The organism is Dorea sp. ICN-14282, assembly GCF_037890115.1.
GTDB classification, from domain to species: domain Bacteria; phylum Bacillota; class Clostridia; order Lachnospirales; family Lachnospiraceae; genus Dorea_B; species Dorea_B phocaeensis.
Map to the genome: position 1 here is coordinate 191539 of NZ_JBBKBH010000003.1, position 14868 is coordinate 206406.

The 14868-nt window shown below is 42.5% G+C and carries 18 protein-coding genes and 1 riboswitch; of the genes, 5 read left to right on the forward strand and 13 right to left on the reverse strand.

Going from position 1 to position 14868, the window contains the following annotated elements; genetic code table 11:
• Window positions 1–65: 65 nt before the first annotated feature.
• Together WKT00_RS09460 and WKT00_RS09465 are read left to right on the forward strand one after the other, a co-directional pair.
• Window positions 66–1148: a hypothetical protein gene (locus WKT00_RS09460; RefSeq protein ID WP_340263305.1), complete on the forward strand. Its 1083-nt coding sequence runs from the start codon at window positions 66–68 to the stop codon at window positions 1146–1148.
• A 137-nt stretch (window positions 1149–1285) separates the two neighbouring features.
• Entirely contained in the window at window positions 1286–2341 is a 1056-nt protein-coding gene (locus WKT00_RS09465; protein WP_340263307.1) for an acyltransferase family protein, read from the forward strand.
• Here WKT00_RS09465 and WKT00_RS09470 read toward each other — a convergent pair.
• A complete protein-coding gene (locus WKT00_RS09470; RefSeq protein ID WP_340263309.1) occupies window positions 2304–2903 on the reverse strand; it encodes a DUF3841 domain-containing protein in 600 nt (199 codons plus the stop codon). The two genes, WKT00_RS09465 and WKT00_RS09470, sit on opposite strands and share 38 nt — an antisense overlap.
• Before the next feature lie 134 nt (window positions 2904–3037).
• Window positions 3038–3265: a hypothetical protein gene (locus tag WKT00_RS09475; RefSeq protein WP_173814707.1), complete on the reverse strand. Its 228-nt coding sequence runs from the start codon at window positions 3263–3265 to the stop codon at window positions 3038–3040.
• Between the two features lie 55 nt (window positions 3266–3320).
• Here WKT00_RS09475 and WKT00_RS11825 point away from each other — a divergent pair, with 55 nt between their 5' ends.
• The gene (locus WKT00_RS11825; RefSeq protein WP_445292933.1) at window positions 3321–3596 is read left to right on the forward strand and encodes a LytR/AlgR family response regulator transcription factor; all 276 of its coding nucleotides are present in this window, start codon (window positions 3321–3323) and stop codon (window positions 3594–3596) included.
• Between the two features lie 66 nt (window positions 3597–3662).
• Window positions 3663–4958 carry a sensor histidine kinase gene (locus WKT00_RS09480; protein ID WP_340263312.1) on the forward strand — a complete coding sequence of 432 codons (1296 nt, stop codon included), beginning with the start codon at window positions 3663–3665 and terminating at the stop codon, window positions 4956–4958.
• An 8-nt stretch (window positions 4959–4966) separates the two neighbouring features.
• Here WKT00_RS09480 and WKT00_RS09485 read toward each other — a convergent pair whose 3' ends face one another.
• The 5 genes from WKT00_RS09485 to rsmH all read right to left on the reverse strand — a co-directional run bounded on the left by WKT00_RS09485 (window position 4967) and on the right by rsmH (window position 8156).
• Complete coding sequence (locus tag WKT00_RS09485; RefSeq protein WP_340263313.1) at window positions 4967–5287, reverse strand: MGMT family protein; 321 nt, start codon at window positions 5285–5287, stop codon at window positions 4967–4969.
• 19 nt (window positions 5288–5306) lie between these two features.
• Window positions 5307–5669, reverse strand: coding sequence for a hypothetical protein (locus tag WKT00_RS09490; protein WP_145995112.1), 363 nt, complete (start codon window positions 5667–5669; stop codon window positions 5307–5309).
• Window positions 5670–5736: 67 nt separating this feature from the next.
• Window positions 5737–5868 carry a hypothetical protein gene (locus WKT00_RS09495; protein WP_274602433.1) on the reverse strand — a complete coding sequence of 44 codons (132 nt, stop codon included), beginning with the start codon at window positions 5866–5868 and terminating at the stop codon, window positions 5737–5739.
• A gap of 256 nt (window positions 5869–6124) precedes the next feature.
• Window positions 6125–7087, reverse strand: a complete 963-nt coding sequence (locus WKT00_RS09500) for a calcium/sodium antiporter (RefSeq protein ID WP_173814711.1) — start codon at window positions 7085–7087, stop codon at window positions 6125–6127.
• A gap of 25 nt (window positions 7088–7112) precedes the next feature.
• Window positions 7113–8156 carry a 16S rRNA (cytosine(1402)-N(4))-methyltransferase RsmH gene (gene rsmH, locus WKT00_RS09505; protein ID WP_101695783.1) on the reverse strand — a complete coding sequence of 348 codons (1044 nt, stop codon included), beginning with the start codon at window positions 8154–8156 and terminating at the stop codon, window positions 7113–7115.
• Window positions 8157–8341: 185 nt separating this feature from the next.
• On the opposite strand from rsmH, the gene WKT00_RS09510 reads away from it, so the two are divergent.
• On the forward strand, window positions 8342–9598 hold the full coding sequence (locus WKT00_RS09510; protein ID WP_340263318.1) for a serpin family protein: 1257 nt from the start codon (window positions 8342–8344) through the stop codon (window positions 9596–9598).
• A gap of 78 nt (window positions 9599–9676) precedes the next feature.
• Here the strand turns inward: WKT00_RS09510 and cytX are convergent, their stop codons facing one another.
• From cytX to WKT00_RS09540, 6 genes are all read right to left on the reverse strand, one after another.
• Window positions 9677–10846: a putative hydroxymethylpyrimidine transporter CytX gene (gene cytX / locus WKT00_RS09515; RefSeq protein WP_340263320.1), complete on the reverse strand. Its 1170-nt coding sequence runs from the start codon at window positions 10844–10846 to the stop codon at window positions 9677–9679.
• A gap of 5 nt (window positions 10847–10851) precedes the next feature.
• Window positions 10852–11706 (reverse strand): bifunctional hydroxymethylpyrimidine kinase/phosphomethylpyrimidine kinase, encoded by an 855-nt coding sequence (gene thiD, locus WKT00_RS09520; protein WP_101695780.1) that lies wholly within the window; start codon window positions 11704–11706, stop codon window positions 10852–10854.
• Window positions 11707–11841: 135 nt separating this feature from the next.
• Window positions 11842–12519, reverse strand: coding sequence for an HAD family hydrolase (locus WKT00_RS09525; protein ID WP_340263323.1), 678 nt, complete (start codon window positions 12517–12519; stop codon window positions 11842–11844).
• On the reverse strand, window positions 12516–13169 hold the full coding sequence (gene thiE, locus WKT00_RS09530; RefSeq protein ID WP_340263325.1) for a thiamine phosphate synthase: 654 nt from the start codon (window positions 13167–13169) through the stop codon (window positions 12516–12518). The genes WKT00_RS09525 and thiE overlap by 4 nt, the downstream gene beginning before the upstream one ends.
• Window positions 13156–13977, reverse strand: a complete 822-nt coding sequence (gene thiM, locus WKT00_RS09535; RefSeq protein ID WP_173814715.1) for a hydroxyethylthiazole kinase — start codon at window positions 13975–13977, stop codon at window positions 13156–13158. Before thiM ends, thiE begins: the two co-directional genes overlap by 14 nt.
• Before the next feature lie 65 nt (window positions 13978–14042).
• On the reverse strand, window positions 14043–14708 hold the full coding sequence (locus WKT00_RS09540) for an energy-coupled thiamine transporter ThiT (RefSeq protein ID WP_101695777.1): 666 nt from the start codon (window positions 14706–14708) through the stop codon (window positions 14043–14045).
• A 45-nt stretch (window positions 14709–14753) separates the two neighbouring features.
• A riboswitch (TPP riboswitch) is annotated at window positions 14754–14864 on the reverse strand.
• Window positions 14865–14868: the final 4 nt, after the last annotated feature.

Sequence of the window (14868 nt, forward strand, 5' to 3'; positions counted from 1 at the left end):
TTCTATTTTAGGAGGGAATGCTATAATAATTCTAATTAAATCCGAATATGAAGGGGGTATTTCTTATGAAGAAAAAACGATTGCTTTTGATCCCGTGCATCATTGCACTTCTGCTTTTGACCGGCTGCGAAAAAGAAGGCGCTGACGATGCCATTGTCACCAAAATCAACGCTCTGAAAAGGGAGGACCCCAAACCCTTCGAGACACTTCTAAACGAAGGCATCAAAGAGCCCAACGAATCTTATGTACTTCAGTTCCCAGACGAACTGAAAAAGACTTACGTCAGCTTCTTACAGCAGGCGTTTAACCGTATGGAATTTGAGATTTCCAAACCTAAGAAACAGGAAGACAAGACTCAGGTTGTCACGGTTTCTTTTCAGCCTATCAGCATCGGCGAAACCATGAAGGATGCCTGCCAGAAGCATCTTGATTCCATGAGTTCTGCTGATTTGACACAGGAAATGAAAGCTTTGTTAGAAGCCAAGGACTCTCCTTTAAAAGGGGATCCCGTATTCCAGGGAAAGACTTCTTCTACCTTTCATCTCAAAAAAACAGACAAAGGATACACTTTTGCCGAAAAAGAGCTAAATGCTTTCCTGAAAAAAGCACTGGTCGGATATATGAAGCCTTATGAATCCGTCTGTGAAATATTAGATATCCAGGACTTCATGACTTCTTATCTGAATGCTTCTTTTAAAGGCGATGTTACAAACTTTGCACTGCACACACACCGTACCGAAGAAGAAGCGCTCGCCTGGTATGAATCTGACACATTCACACCGCCTTCTGACTTAAGTTCGGACTACGCACAGCGTTATCAGAACGCATTAAAAAATATTCTGAAGCAGTCTCAGTACACCGTCGGAATTCCAAAGAAGGTTACCAGCGGTTACACCGTTGAGGTTACCTTAACTCCTAACAACAGCTTTGTAGATGCCTTCCATGAATTTGAGCAAGGAACCTACTATTCTATTGAAGAAGCATCCGCAGGACTGGTACAGGCAATGGAGAAATATGCAGCCACACCAACCTATGGAGCTGAAACTAGTATGACCATTACTTTGAATACAGAATCTCTTCTTTTATCTGACCAGACAGAATCCGAAATGCAGACCCTTTCACAAACGATTCTTCCGATTCCATCTTAAAATCTATAACATCTTCGGTATATTTGTTACAAATTTATGACAAAAATATGAATTTTTCATCTATTTTACTCCTTGTCCAATAAATGGGCACGGGGTAAAATAGATTCTGCTAAAAATTCAGCAGTGGAGGAAATCATATGATGTCATCTGACAAACAACAATCCAGAGATTATTTATTTGATAATTATAAGGTATTGCTTATCGCTCTTGTGGTGATGGGACATTTTATTGAACTCAGCTATAGAAACAACGATTTTTTATATACTGTCAAGTGGCTGATCGTATCTTTTCATATGCCGGCGTTCATTTTTATATCCGGATACTTTTCCAAACGGGATCTTCCGCTCAAAACATTGATCCAAAAACTACTGATCCCCTATCTGGTATACGAACTTTTATACTATGCTTTATATACCTTTATCATTGAAAAACCTACAGAATTATATCTTCTGTACCCCAAATTTTCTCTGTGGTATATTCAGGCGCTCTTTTTTTGGCGCCTCTTAACTCCAGTAATACGGCGAATTCCGGGATATATGATCTTATCTGTCATAGCAGGACTTCTCGTTGGCTGTTCCGACATGCCGGACAACCTGTTAAGTATTCCAAGAACGTTGGTTTTCTTTCCGTTCTTCCTTGCAGGAACCCGTTTTGACCGTTCCTTACTTACGAGGTTTCGTACCCGAAAAAACCAATGGTGGTCCGGTATATTCATCGTTTCTTTCGTACTGTTCCTGATTTTGGAACCCGGACACAAAGCGCTGTCTCCTAAAATTTTCTACGGACGCTATAATTATGATTATCTGGGACAGACAGCCTTGGATGGAATCCTCTGTCGCCTGTTCTGCTATGCCATTGGTTTTGCCATGACCTTTGCAATAGCGCTGCTTATTTCCGAAAAAAGGCTTCGCTGTTCCTTTGCCGGAAGCCGTACTATGGCAGTCTATCTGTTCCATGGATTGACTTACTCCTTTCTGAAGGGTTCGTCTAATATCCTGTCCGAAATCGATACCATTACAGGTTCTATTCTCCTGCTTGGGTTCTGTATCCTGCTTACGGCAATATTTTCGCTTTCACCATTTACCCACTTTACCAACATGGTATCCGGTCTTACACTTCCCGGCAAGCGAAAACAGGTTCCAAAAACAGACGACTTCAAGATTCCAAAGAGACTTCTTCGCCCGGTTTTATGATTCTTTTCACCCACTCTTTTTTTATTTCCCAAATATTTCCGCACACATTAAAAATGGTCCAATGATCAATCCGAAACGCCCGCTTCCAGCTTTCTTTGATTCGCGTCACTTCCTCCGGGTACATCCCTTTATATCTTCCTTCAAAAAACTCAAATCCGTTGGAAACACCGAGCTCTTTCAAATGCTGCTTATAGGCCTTTGCATCCGCTTCGTCATCCGGAAGATAAATCCGATTCAGCACATAATCCCATTTCACATCGTCAAAATAAATCACTTTATTTTCCGGAACTTCCAGTACATAGACCACCGTTCCTTCGATTGGCTTCAAACAATTATCCGGGCTTATGGAACACCAGATCGGCGCATGTACATCCTCTGGTTTTTCCAATATCTTAGACGCCTCTTTGGTAAACCAGTCGTAGCTCTCCATAAAAAGAGGCGCAATATCTCCGAAATGCATCTGCACATAGGCACGATGATTAATGATTCTGCCGTCACGTTCAAGCTGGCGCAGTGTCTTATCATTTTGTCTGGTATATAAGGTTACTGTTTTCTCCATCATAACAAACTCCCCCATAACTATTTTTCAATTGAGCAGCACGTCTTCAACGGCTGTTTAGTGCATATCTGCATTTTGCTCTCCTTTTGACTGTCCCCTCTAAACAAGATATTATATTCAGTATATACAAAAATCTATTAATTGTACACACCTATCCTCACCACCAATCCAACGACTTCCCCGTCCCTTCTTACTTCCAACACCTGACACGCTTTTTCTTCAACACCTCCGCATATTTCCTGTATCTGTTCTTTTACAATCCTCCACACTTCTGCTTCTCCCACCCAATCATCTGCCTTTGTTTTCTCGCCTGAAACTACAGAAAGGTGCCGATTGATACTCAGCACCTCCATTAAATATTCCATATATCCTGACGGAAAGAGGGCATGGGATGAAAGATAAAGTTCCGGCGCTATCCGTATTCCTTTAAGTTCTATCCGCTACTTTACCAGCGACAAACGTATCGTACGGGTGGTGACAGATAACGGAACTTATGATTTTTATGACAAATTAAATGATTTGGAAACGAAGCTTTCCGACGCATTTGTGCGCATTCACAATCGTTCTCTCATTCATTTAAAATACTTAAGTGAGATTCAAGGAAATCAAGCAATCGTAGACGGTGAATCCCTTCCCGTCAGTCGATCCTGCAAATCTGCGCTATCTATTGCATTTGCAAAATTCATGCTCCAATAACGTGAGGTTTCTTAATTTCCGATATAGTGAAATTTATTTACACGAAAGAAATGTGAGGTTTTCATTATGATGACTTGGACTGTGCCATACTTGGCAGAAACAATTATACTCTGGATGATCAGTATCCTTTTCGGTTATCTGATTTTCTCTGTCGTGCGAAATTTCCTAACACCGAGGTGGAAGCATCCGGTCTCCACCGCTTTTTCCGTATTACTGTTGTTTAGCTCCGCAAATATTGTAGTTTATCCGGAAGAACTGACAGGCACTGTCGGCTTCTTCTTTTGTTTTATATTGATTATTTTTCTCTTATTCAAAAATGAATGGTACTTGAAATTATCTGCAGCGATTTCGATCTTCCCTGTGGTTGTTTCTATTAACTATATTACGCAGGATATCGGTCATCTCATTTGGGTTTATGCCTTTGATCGTACGCCTTCTTCCATCGTGCAGACAGTTTTACATACGACAACGTTAGCCCTTCGCCTCCCTATCTGGTATCTTCTGTACCGGTTGGTGAAGCACTGGCTCTCTTATACGGTAAAACTTTTACTTCCCCGCATGTGGATCGTGCTTGATCTGGTGGCTCTTACTTCCTTTACCGGAATTATAACTGTCATCAAAAATACGGAAACTGCACATTCTTACACCGCGTATCCGGCTTGTGTCGCCTGTGTTTTCACAACCCTTGGCTGCTACTTATGCACTTATATGGCAAAGACGGTGCGCTCTGATATGGCGCTTGAAACGTTCCAATACCAGCAGTCTTACTACCAAGAACTGGAACAGAACCAACAGACGGTGCGAAGACTTCGGCATGATATGAAAAATCATCTGAATATCATCGGCACATTTTTAAGAGACAATGAGATTGAACAGGCAAAAGAATATTTTCAAGAATTAAATCAAGAATTTGCTTCCAATCTTAAAGTTTATTGTCCTAATAAAATTGTAAACGCCGTTTTAAACAGCAAAGAACAACTTGCCTTGGACTCCAATATCCAATATGATTTTCAGATCGATTTAGAAACGTCTCCGAAAATCGATGACATTGACCTTTGTTCCATCCTTGGAAACACCATTGACAACGCCATTGAAGCTCTCCGCAAAGTCCCGGAAACATCTAAAAGGGCGCTGTCACTGAAAGCCAGATATACAAAAGGCTTTTTCAGTTATGAGATTACAAATGCGAAAGCCAACGAAGTCCTCGTAAAAAACGGACGGTTTCTTACGGACAAGACAGAAAAAGAAGCCCACGGAATCGGGCTTCGAAGCGTACAGACTATTGTTGAAAAATATGGCGGCGATATGGACATCTCTTATACCAATGATACCTTTACAGTGACGATTATGATACAGGGTTAATTTATTTCTTACAGCAATCTCTTGCGCCACTGGAACTGCTCCATATCCACCTTTCCAGCCGCAAGTTTTACCCCTTCTTTTTTCAACAATGCCGCTTGAATATTGCAGCCACTTCCGTCCTTGCAGGAAAATAATTTTCCTTCCTTCGTTACTACCCGATGCCAAGGCACATCACTTCCGGACGGAAGTGCATGAAGCGCATAGCCCACTACTCGCACCCACCTGCGATTTCCGGCAAGCTCTGCCACCTGACCGTAAGATGCCACCTTTCCTTCTGGGATTTCACGAATCACATCATAGATTTTCTCGTATGCATTTTTCTCTTTCATAGTAGTCATAATTCTCCCGTTACTCTGCAAGCATTTTTCTGGCATTCGTGACCTCTTCTTCCGTACAGTGGTACTTCTTTGCCAGTTCTTCATCTGTAATATTTGCACATTGCACTAATTCCTTACAGATTTTTACCGCGAGCTGAAAACCTTCAACTTTTCCTTCCTCCTTATAATCTTCACATAACGCATCTAAGGATCCACACATATCTACAACCTCCTTATTCTCCTTTTCTAATATTTTCTCCATCTTTTTATTTAGGTTCATCATCTCACGAATGGCAAGAAAATCATCCCAGCTGAGACACCCAAAATATTCTCTATGTTCATTTACATAACTTTGTATTTCTTTTTTATATTTACTTCCCTTATATTTTATCATTCCGAATACCACTTGTAGATCTGTTTGAAATCCATCCAACCTCCCCAGTCTTCCGACGTCCACTAGATTAATCGGAAATCTTCTGCAATTCTTCCGCTCTCACCACCTGCCTTCCATCAAATACTGTGCCATTGTAAAAGTCCGCAAAACGCTCCTTTACAGAAATCCAGTTTTTCACCGCCGCATTACTTTTTCCCATGCAATTTCCTCACTTTCTCTCTTGTTATATTAACTTTTCTCTTTCTTGGATACGTCCACAGAATTTGTGGATAGACATTTGAATCTGCCCTAGAATTTGGAATCAGAATATTCCTCGATAAAATTCTAAGAACTAAAATATAAATGTGAATATATTATAGTGCTTCTTAGGCTCCTTGTAAATATGGGAAAATTTGGGACAGGGCAAAACGCAATTTGGGACGGAGTAAAATGAAATTTACTCCGTCCCAAATTAATCACCGAGTCAATACATACACAAAAAATACGAGATAACATAAAAGAAAGATTGCTCCTTCTCCTTTTTTAATCTCCCGTTTACTAAGCGCACAGAGATAAACGATCAGGCTTGCTGCAATTAAGATCAGCGTGTCATAGACTGCTGTGATATCGAGTGCAATTGGCTTGATCGTCGCAGACGCTCCGAGAATCAGAAGAATATTGAAAATATTTGATCCGACTACATTACCGACTGCCAGATCATTTTCTCCTTTTCCGGCAGCAACCATAGACGTTACAAGCTCTGGCAAGGACGTTCCGACCGCCACAATCGTAAGTCCGATAAATGTCTGGCTTAATCCGAATGTCTCTGCAATATTACATGCGCTATCTACTACAAGATCTCCGCCCCAGATGATTCCGGCAAGTCCGATAATAATATAAAGCGCGCTCTTTATCGGACTCATAACCTTATATTCCTCTTCATCTACCATCTCATCTCTAGCGCGAAGTGCTGTTTTCACTGTCGCATACAAAAAGACTGCAAATAAAATCAGAAATAAAATTCCGCCTAATCTTCCAAGCGTAAAAGTCCCTTCCCCTTCCAATACTTTAGAGATGGAGAAGTCAGAATTCAGCAGAAGCAGAATTACTGCAATAAATATGGAAAATGGAAACTCTTTTTTCAACAATGAGCTCTTTGCCTGTACCGGCTGAATCAAAGAACAGGCTCCAAGGACAACCAGCAGATTAAAAATATTTGACCCAAGCACATTACTTACCGCCAGATCGTTGCTTCCCTTCATTGCTGCTGTCAGACTGACAGAAAACTCCGGCATACTTGTTCCAAAAGCAACCACTGTAAGTCCGATAATAATGGTCGGTATCTTCAAAATTTTTGCAACACTGGAGCTTCCGTCTACAAACGCATCCGCTCCCTTAATCAGTAATAAAAATCCTAAAAGTAATAATATATAATCCATTCTTTCTCCCCTATCTTCCTTTGTTTTATGCTTTAATCGCCCATCTCATTTTCGTAGAACGGGCGCGCGGATTTTTCACGCACTCTTCCTGTGACGGACGGATCACGTCTTTGGAAACTTCTGCATATTCCCCCTCTTTTAAGAAACGCTTAAATGATTTTTTCACCAGACGGTCTTCTCCTGAGTGGAACGTCAAAATTGCCACACGTCCTCCCGATGCAAGCACTCTCGGAAGCTTTTCTAAAAACTCATACAGCACCTCATACTCTTGATTTACATCAATGCGAAGCGCCTGAAAGGTTCTCTGGCAGGATTTTTTCACCGCTTCTTTTTGCTCCCCTTTCGGAAGAAACGATAATGCCTCCTCGATCACGCGCTGAAGATCTTTTGTTGTAACGATTTTCTCTCCACGTTTCTGTCTAGTCACAACTGCGTCGGCAATTTCCTCCGCATAAGGTTCATCCGCATTTTCAATCAGCATTCCCGTCAGCTCTTCCGCAGAAATATTACGGATGCGTTCTGCCGCACTGATTCCTTTCTGCGGATTCAAACGAAGATCTAAAGGACCTTCCACCTTATAAGAAAATCCTCGGTCCGGATTGTCAATCTGCATAGAAGACACTCCCAAATCTGCTAAAATAAAATCGAACTTTCCAGCCTCTTCTGCCACCTTATCGATATCTTTAAAATTCATCAGCTTTACGGTTAATACGTCTTCTCCAAACCCTTGTTTTTCCAGACGTTCTTTTGTCTTTGCAGATTCAATCGGATCCACATCCAACCCATAAATGTGCCCTTCTCCATTTAGGCTTTTTAGCATTTCTTTCGTATGTCCGCCATATCCAAGCGTAGCGTCAAGACCTTGCTGCCCCGGCTTAATATCAAGAAAATCTAAAATTTCCTTCACCATAATGGAAATGTGCATCCCCGCCGGCGTACTCCCTTTTGAAATCACTTTGGAAATCGTATCTGCGTATTTTTCCGGCTGATGCTCTTTATATTTTTCTTTATATGTTCGCGGATGCGTTCCTGAATAACGCACACGTCTTTTATGCTGCTTCTCTTCCATCGAGATTACACTCCTTATCTTTCTATCATATAAGTTTCTTTTCTATTCTATCATTCCACCATCTACTTGTAAAACAATTTTCCATTTCTTTCCGATTGCTTTCTTTCCTGACGCAAGTATAGTATAATGATCCCACAATAAGTAGTTGAAACTACTCAGCAGATTAACCAACAAGGAGGTTCTTTATGAAACAAAAATTAACAGCAGCCGCTCTGACCTTGCTCCTGACCGGCAGTTTATTTCTTTCCGGATGCAGCAGTTCATCGAAGGCAGTCGATTTAATGAAAGATGTAAAAGCTGCCGAAATTCAAACGGACACTGCGCTAACAGAGGAAACACTTCTTTCTTCCACGGATTTTGCAGTACGATTATTGCAGGAAAGTATTACGAATAAGGAAAATCTATTGATTTCTCCTCTTTCTCTAGAGCTTGCGCTTACCATGACTGCAAACGGCGCCGTGGGAGATACGCTTACCCAGATGGAAGAGGTTCTTGGTCTTCCGGTCAGCAAACTCAATCCTTATCTCCATGCTTATGCAAAGCAATTAACCGATGATGAACACGCAGCACTTCACCTTGCAAACAGCATTTGGTTAAAAGAGGATAAAAAACTGACTGTAAAACCTGATTTTCTGCAGACAAACGCAGATTATTTCCAAGCGGGTATCTATAAAGCTCCTTTTGATAACTCCACCGTTAACGCTATTAACGACTGGACTTCTGTGCATACCAAAGAAATGATTCCAACGCTTCTTGATAAAATTCCTGACGAGGCTGTCATGTATCTTGTCAATGCACTTGCTTTTGAAGCAGACTGGGAGGCGCCTTATACTGAAGATAAGGTGGATCAGGGAACCTTTACGAGAGAAGACGGAACAACCGAGGAGGTCGAATATCTCCATTCTTCTGAATACGAATACTTAAAAGACGGGCAGGCTTCCGGTTTTCTGAAATATTATGCAAACGGAGACTATGCGTTTGCTGCTCTTTTGCCGAACGAGGGCATTTCCATGGAAGATTATATTGCTTCCTTAACCGGAGAACAGCTTCGGAATCTCCTTACAACTTCAGAACTTACAACGGTAGAAGCATCTATTCCTAAATTTGAATCCGGCTCTGACACAAATATGGCCGAAATGTTTCAAAATATGGGAATGACCGATGCCTTTGACTATAAACGCGCAGATTTTTCTGACCTTGGCGCCTACGAAGACGGAAATATCTGTATCGGAAGAATTCTCCACAAAACCCATATCAACGTCACAGAAACAGGAACAAAAGCGGGCGCTGCCTCTGCGGCAGAAATGACTGCAAAAATGTCCATGATTCCACCGGAAGAAATAAAGACGATCCGCTTGGACCGTCCATTCCTCTACATGATCATTGATTGTCATACCTCTACACCTATTTTTCTCGGTGTATTGCACAAGGCGGTTGCCTGAACCGTATATTTCTTTCGCCGAAAAAAGGGGCTGTTATTTCACAGCCCCTTTACCGGTTTATCAGTTCTTATATTTCCCCTATCTTTCTTTTCCTACTTTCGAAGCAACCACGCACACAAGCATGGTAATCGCCATATCCGGCAAGGTATTTCCCACCGGCATATCCACATGCATCAACATTCGATACACAATAAACCCAATCAGCCATACAATCAGATTTGTCAGCTGTACATTCTGACTGCTGGCATCCCGTTTCAAAAGGAAGAAATCCGCAATCTGAATGGCAATCATCGGTGCAAATACAGAGCCGATCAAATATAAGAAATCCGTAATATTATCCATCGGATAAACCATTGCCGCCACCGTTCCAATGACCGTCACAACAATCGCCACATGTTTGCCATTCCATTTTCTTACAATGGATTCGCTGGAAATTCCCGCAGAATACGCGTCAAGGAATGTTGTTGTAACTGTGGAGAAAATGATAATCAAAAGCCCTGCTATGCCAAGTCCTGACTTCAGCATAATCTGAGCAATATCATACTCGCCGGTATAGATTGCCGCCCCCATTCCGATGACATACATCCAGCAGCTTACTACGCCATAGACCACTGCGCTGATGGCAGTTGCCTTCACCGGCGCTTTCGCTTCTCTGGTATAATCACTAATCAGCGGAAGCCAGGAAAGCGGCATGGCTACAGACAGTTCCACAGCCGCACCAAACGTCATACTTTCGTCCGCTGCCATTCCAACCGCACCGCTGTCAAGGAAAATCACCTTACTCAAAATCAGAGTCAGCACAAACAACGCCGACATAGCAATGACATTCACTTTGCCAAGATTGGTAATTCCAATCACAATCCACAAAACGATCAGCACACCAATGACCAGACACCACACCCAGCGTCCCGCGGATAACACTCCATCCGCCGCAAGCGCTCCGTCATAGATCATAATCGCTGTCCACCCTACAAGCTGAAGCACATTTAAGAACGCAAAAAGCAGACTTCCTTTCTGCCCAAAGCTCATCTTAACGGTTTCCATTGCGCTTTTTCTTACTTTTCCACCGATCACTCCTGCAAAAAACAACATCAAACAGCCAATTAGATGGCCAAGAACAATTGCCGCAAGCCCTTTCCCAAAACCAAGAGGCGCAAGATAGGTTCCAGTTAAAATTTCCGCAATGGATACGCCTGCGCCAAACCAGATCAATCCATTTTCCCATAAGGAGGTTCTCTTCTCTGTCATTCTCTCTATACCTCCTTATCTCTTTGCAACACATTCTCACATGTTTGCTGACTATTACCACATTTCTCAATAAAATCACTCTTCAGATCAAAACCATGATTCATAGGACCGCTTCCGGCGCCAAGATTAAGCATCGCGCCAAGGGCTCCGGAAATGTAATCTTTTGCCCGCTCCACAGAAGTCTCCAACGCGTAACCTTTCGCAAGATTCGAAGCAATTGCGCTTGATAAGGTACATCCTGTACCGTGGGTATTTGGATTATCAATACGTTTTCCGTAAAACCAGCGAAATTCACCTTCACTATACAGCAGATCATTGGCATCGTTGAGCTGATGTCCGCCTTTACAAAGAACTGCGCAATGATAATTCTCACTGATTTTTTTCGCCGCCTCTATCATAGCTTCTTCATTCTCTATTTTCATTCCGGACAGAATTTCCGCCTCCGGAATATTCGGTGTTAACACCGTCGCTATTGGGAGCAGATGTATTTTCAATGCTTCAATTGCATCCTCCTGAATTAACTTTGCTCCGCTGGTCGCTACCATCACCGGATCTACCACAATATTTTCCGCCTGATACTCTTTTAACTTCTCTGCAATTTTCTCAATCAAAGCCGCGGATGATACCATTCCAATCTTCACCGCATCCGGCCGAATATCTGTAAAAACATTGTCCATCTGTTCGCCTAAAAAATCTGGAGTCACCTCCATAATCCCTGTTACGCCAGTCGTATTCTGGGCAGTCAGCGCTGTAATTGCGCTCATGGCATACACACCATTTGTGATCATTGTTTTAATATCTGCCTGAATTCCGGCGCCTCCGCTGGAATCACTTCCAGCGATTGTTAATGCTGTTCTCATGTTCTTTTCTCCTCTTTCCCTTTGAACTTCTCTAAAAAATATGCATTAATTTTATACTGTCTTTTAAGACAGGCGACAGAAAGTGGTGCCCCCGATCTGCCGCCTTATTCCTCATATCCTTACCTATTTACCTGTTTACCGATTCCTTTTCAGCGTTATTTTCAACCCCTGCCACAGCTTTGAACTTTGCTCCCAGCTCTCGATATAAATATCTGCTGTTCCCTGAATCTCTTTTTGGTCTTTCTCGCTATATCGATCATAGATTCCAACCGTTCGAAATCCGGCTTTCTTCGCCGTCTTGATTGCATGAAGCGCATCCTCAAACACGTAAGTTTCCTCTGGATTTGTTCCCAGCTCTTCACATGCCTTCTCAAAGATCAGAGGGCTACTCTTTCCTTCACCTACTTCCTGACAAGTATAAATCGCCTGAAAATACTTAAGGATCCCAAGCCTTTGAAACGCTGCTTCAATATGCGCTTTTTCACTGGATGAAGCCACCACCATAGGAATGTTTTCTCTTTTCAGTATATCTAAAATTTCCACTACTTTACTTTTCAGCGGTGCTTCTTCATAATAATAATCTTTCACGGTATCCAGAATGCCCTGTTCAATAACATCCGTCGTCTCCTTCAGAGCAAACTTTTCTTTTAGATAATCAGCCGCTTCTGTAATGGTCATGGCAAATAAGGTATCTCCAAGATCTGATGGTGCCTCAATGCCATTGGACTTCAAATAGCGAATTCCCGCCTCATCCCAAATACTCATAGAATCTAAGATGGTTCCATCTACATCAAAAATTGCTCCTTTTATCATGCAGTCACCATCTTTTGTGTCTCTTCTTTCAATACTTTTGTTGCTTCCTGTATATCCGGCTGAGCAAAGATTGCACTGATGACTGCCACCCCACAGATTCCGCTTCCTGCAAGCTCCATGACGTTGTGAATCCCGATTCCGCCAATAGCTATCACTGGAATATCAACGGCGTCACAGATTGCCTTTAACGTTTCGTGGCTCACATCATCGGCATCTGCCTTGGAACCGGTTGTGAACACTGCGCCTACGCCCAGATAGTCTGCTCCATGCTTCTGCGCAAGCAGCGCCTGCTCTACCGTTTGCGCTGACACTCCGATAATTTTATCCGGTCCAAGCTTCGCCCGCACGTCCAGAGCTTCCATATCACTTTGTCCCACATGAACACCGTCTGCATCCATCGCCAGCGCAATTTCCACATTGTCATTGATCACAAAAGGCACATGATAACGAGCGCACAATTCTTTGATTTCTTTTGCTTCTTCTAAAAAGGCGTCTTCATTTAATTCCTTTTCCCGCAGCTGAATAAATGTTGCTCCGCCTTTGATGGCTTCTTCCACCTGACTATAAAGCGTTCTTCCATTCAGCCAGCTTCTGTCTGTCACTGCATAGAGAAGCAAATCTTTTTCTTCGCATCTCTTATCGCACTTCATAGTTTGCTCCTTGATCCAAAGTCTCCTGATCCATGTGATAAATTGCGTCAATGATTCGGTTTCTGTACGTGGAATTTCCATCCTCCGGCTTCATATGACGAAAGCCAATCTCTCCTGCAAGTCCCATCGCACAGACTGCTGCTGCCGCTGCCGGAAGCTTGTCCTCTTTATTTGCCACAAGAAATGCTGTCATAAGTGCAGACAACTGACATCCTGTCCCTGTAATTTTTCCCATCTCAGGACGTCCGTTTCTTACCACATAACACGCCTCTCCATCACTGATCAAATCAATGGCTCCAGTCACTGCCACGATACATCCTGCTTCTTTTGCAAATGTTTTTACAAAGGCAACTGCTTCATCGAGATTCTCCTCGGTCACTGCATCCGCCACATCCGCATCCACGCCTTTGGTCGTACCACTTCCAAGAGCCAGCGTTTTAATCTCGGAAATATTTCCGCGAATGACATCGAAAGAAAGTTCTTTCATCAGGTTAATTGCTGTATTCGTACGAAGGGCGCTCGCTCCCGCTCCCACCGGATCAAGAAGTAGTACATGTCCAAGTTCCTGCGCTTTCTTTCCGGCTAAGAACATTGCCTTAATACTATTCTGATTTAAGGTTCCGATATTGATATTTAAGCCACCACAGATGGAGGTAATATCTTCCACATCCTCCGGTTCATCTGACATGATCGGACTTCCACCGCACGCCAGCAGAACGTTTGCAACATCATTTACTGTTACATAGTTTGTAATGTTATGTACCAGCGGTGTATTCTTTCTTACATTTTCAACATAAGCTCCTAACATCTTTGATTCCTTCTTTCTCTCTTTTGATCTGTTTACGCAATCCACTTTGTTCTTCTTAATTTCCTCTAGGATAATGCAGTCTTTCTCACTTGATCCAATGCCTTTGAAACTGCCGGAATAGAGATAATAATCAATGTGATTAATGCTTCAGCAAGTAAGAAACTGTAGTTATAAGCGATCGGGTAAATGCTCTTCAATGCGGTTGGAAAATTATCCGGCATATAATCCATCCAGTACAAGTAGCCGCCAAGCGCATGAAAAGCGCCTCTTGCCAGAACCGCCACAATATATCCCTTAATTAAACCGTGGGACTTCTTTGCAAATAATCCAGCCAGACCAAGCGCCGCAAATGCAAGAACATAGTCACAGCAAACCTGGAAAAAGGAGAGTACAAAAGGCTCCTGAATAAACTGCAAAATTCCATAGGCAAGACCTACTAAGACACCTGTCTTCACTCCGTACCAGTTTGCAACCAATACGATAAACAACATACTACAAAGAGTTACGCTTCCACCCCACGGCAAGGAAAACACCTTCACATAAGATGTTACAAATGCAAGCGCCATTGCCATTGCGCAGAACACCAACTGTTTTGTAGACATTTTCTTTTTTTCTGAAGTCTTACCGGCAAACACAAGCGCCAACACGAACAAAAGCACACCTGCTATGATGCTGACAGCATATCCCGCCGTCGTAAGCCCTCCTTCTGCATTCACTAAAAAATTGAACATAAAAAAACCTCCTTCGTCTTCGATTGAAGACAAAGGAGATTCAAAAATCCCTTATAAACGCATCCCTACGTTGGCATTATCCAAATCAGGTTATAGGTCTGGGCGGTGTCAGCCCACTCTCAGCCCGCTTCCGTGCAAGCTCCCTTGTCATCAATCTTTA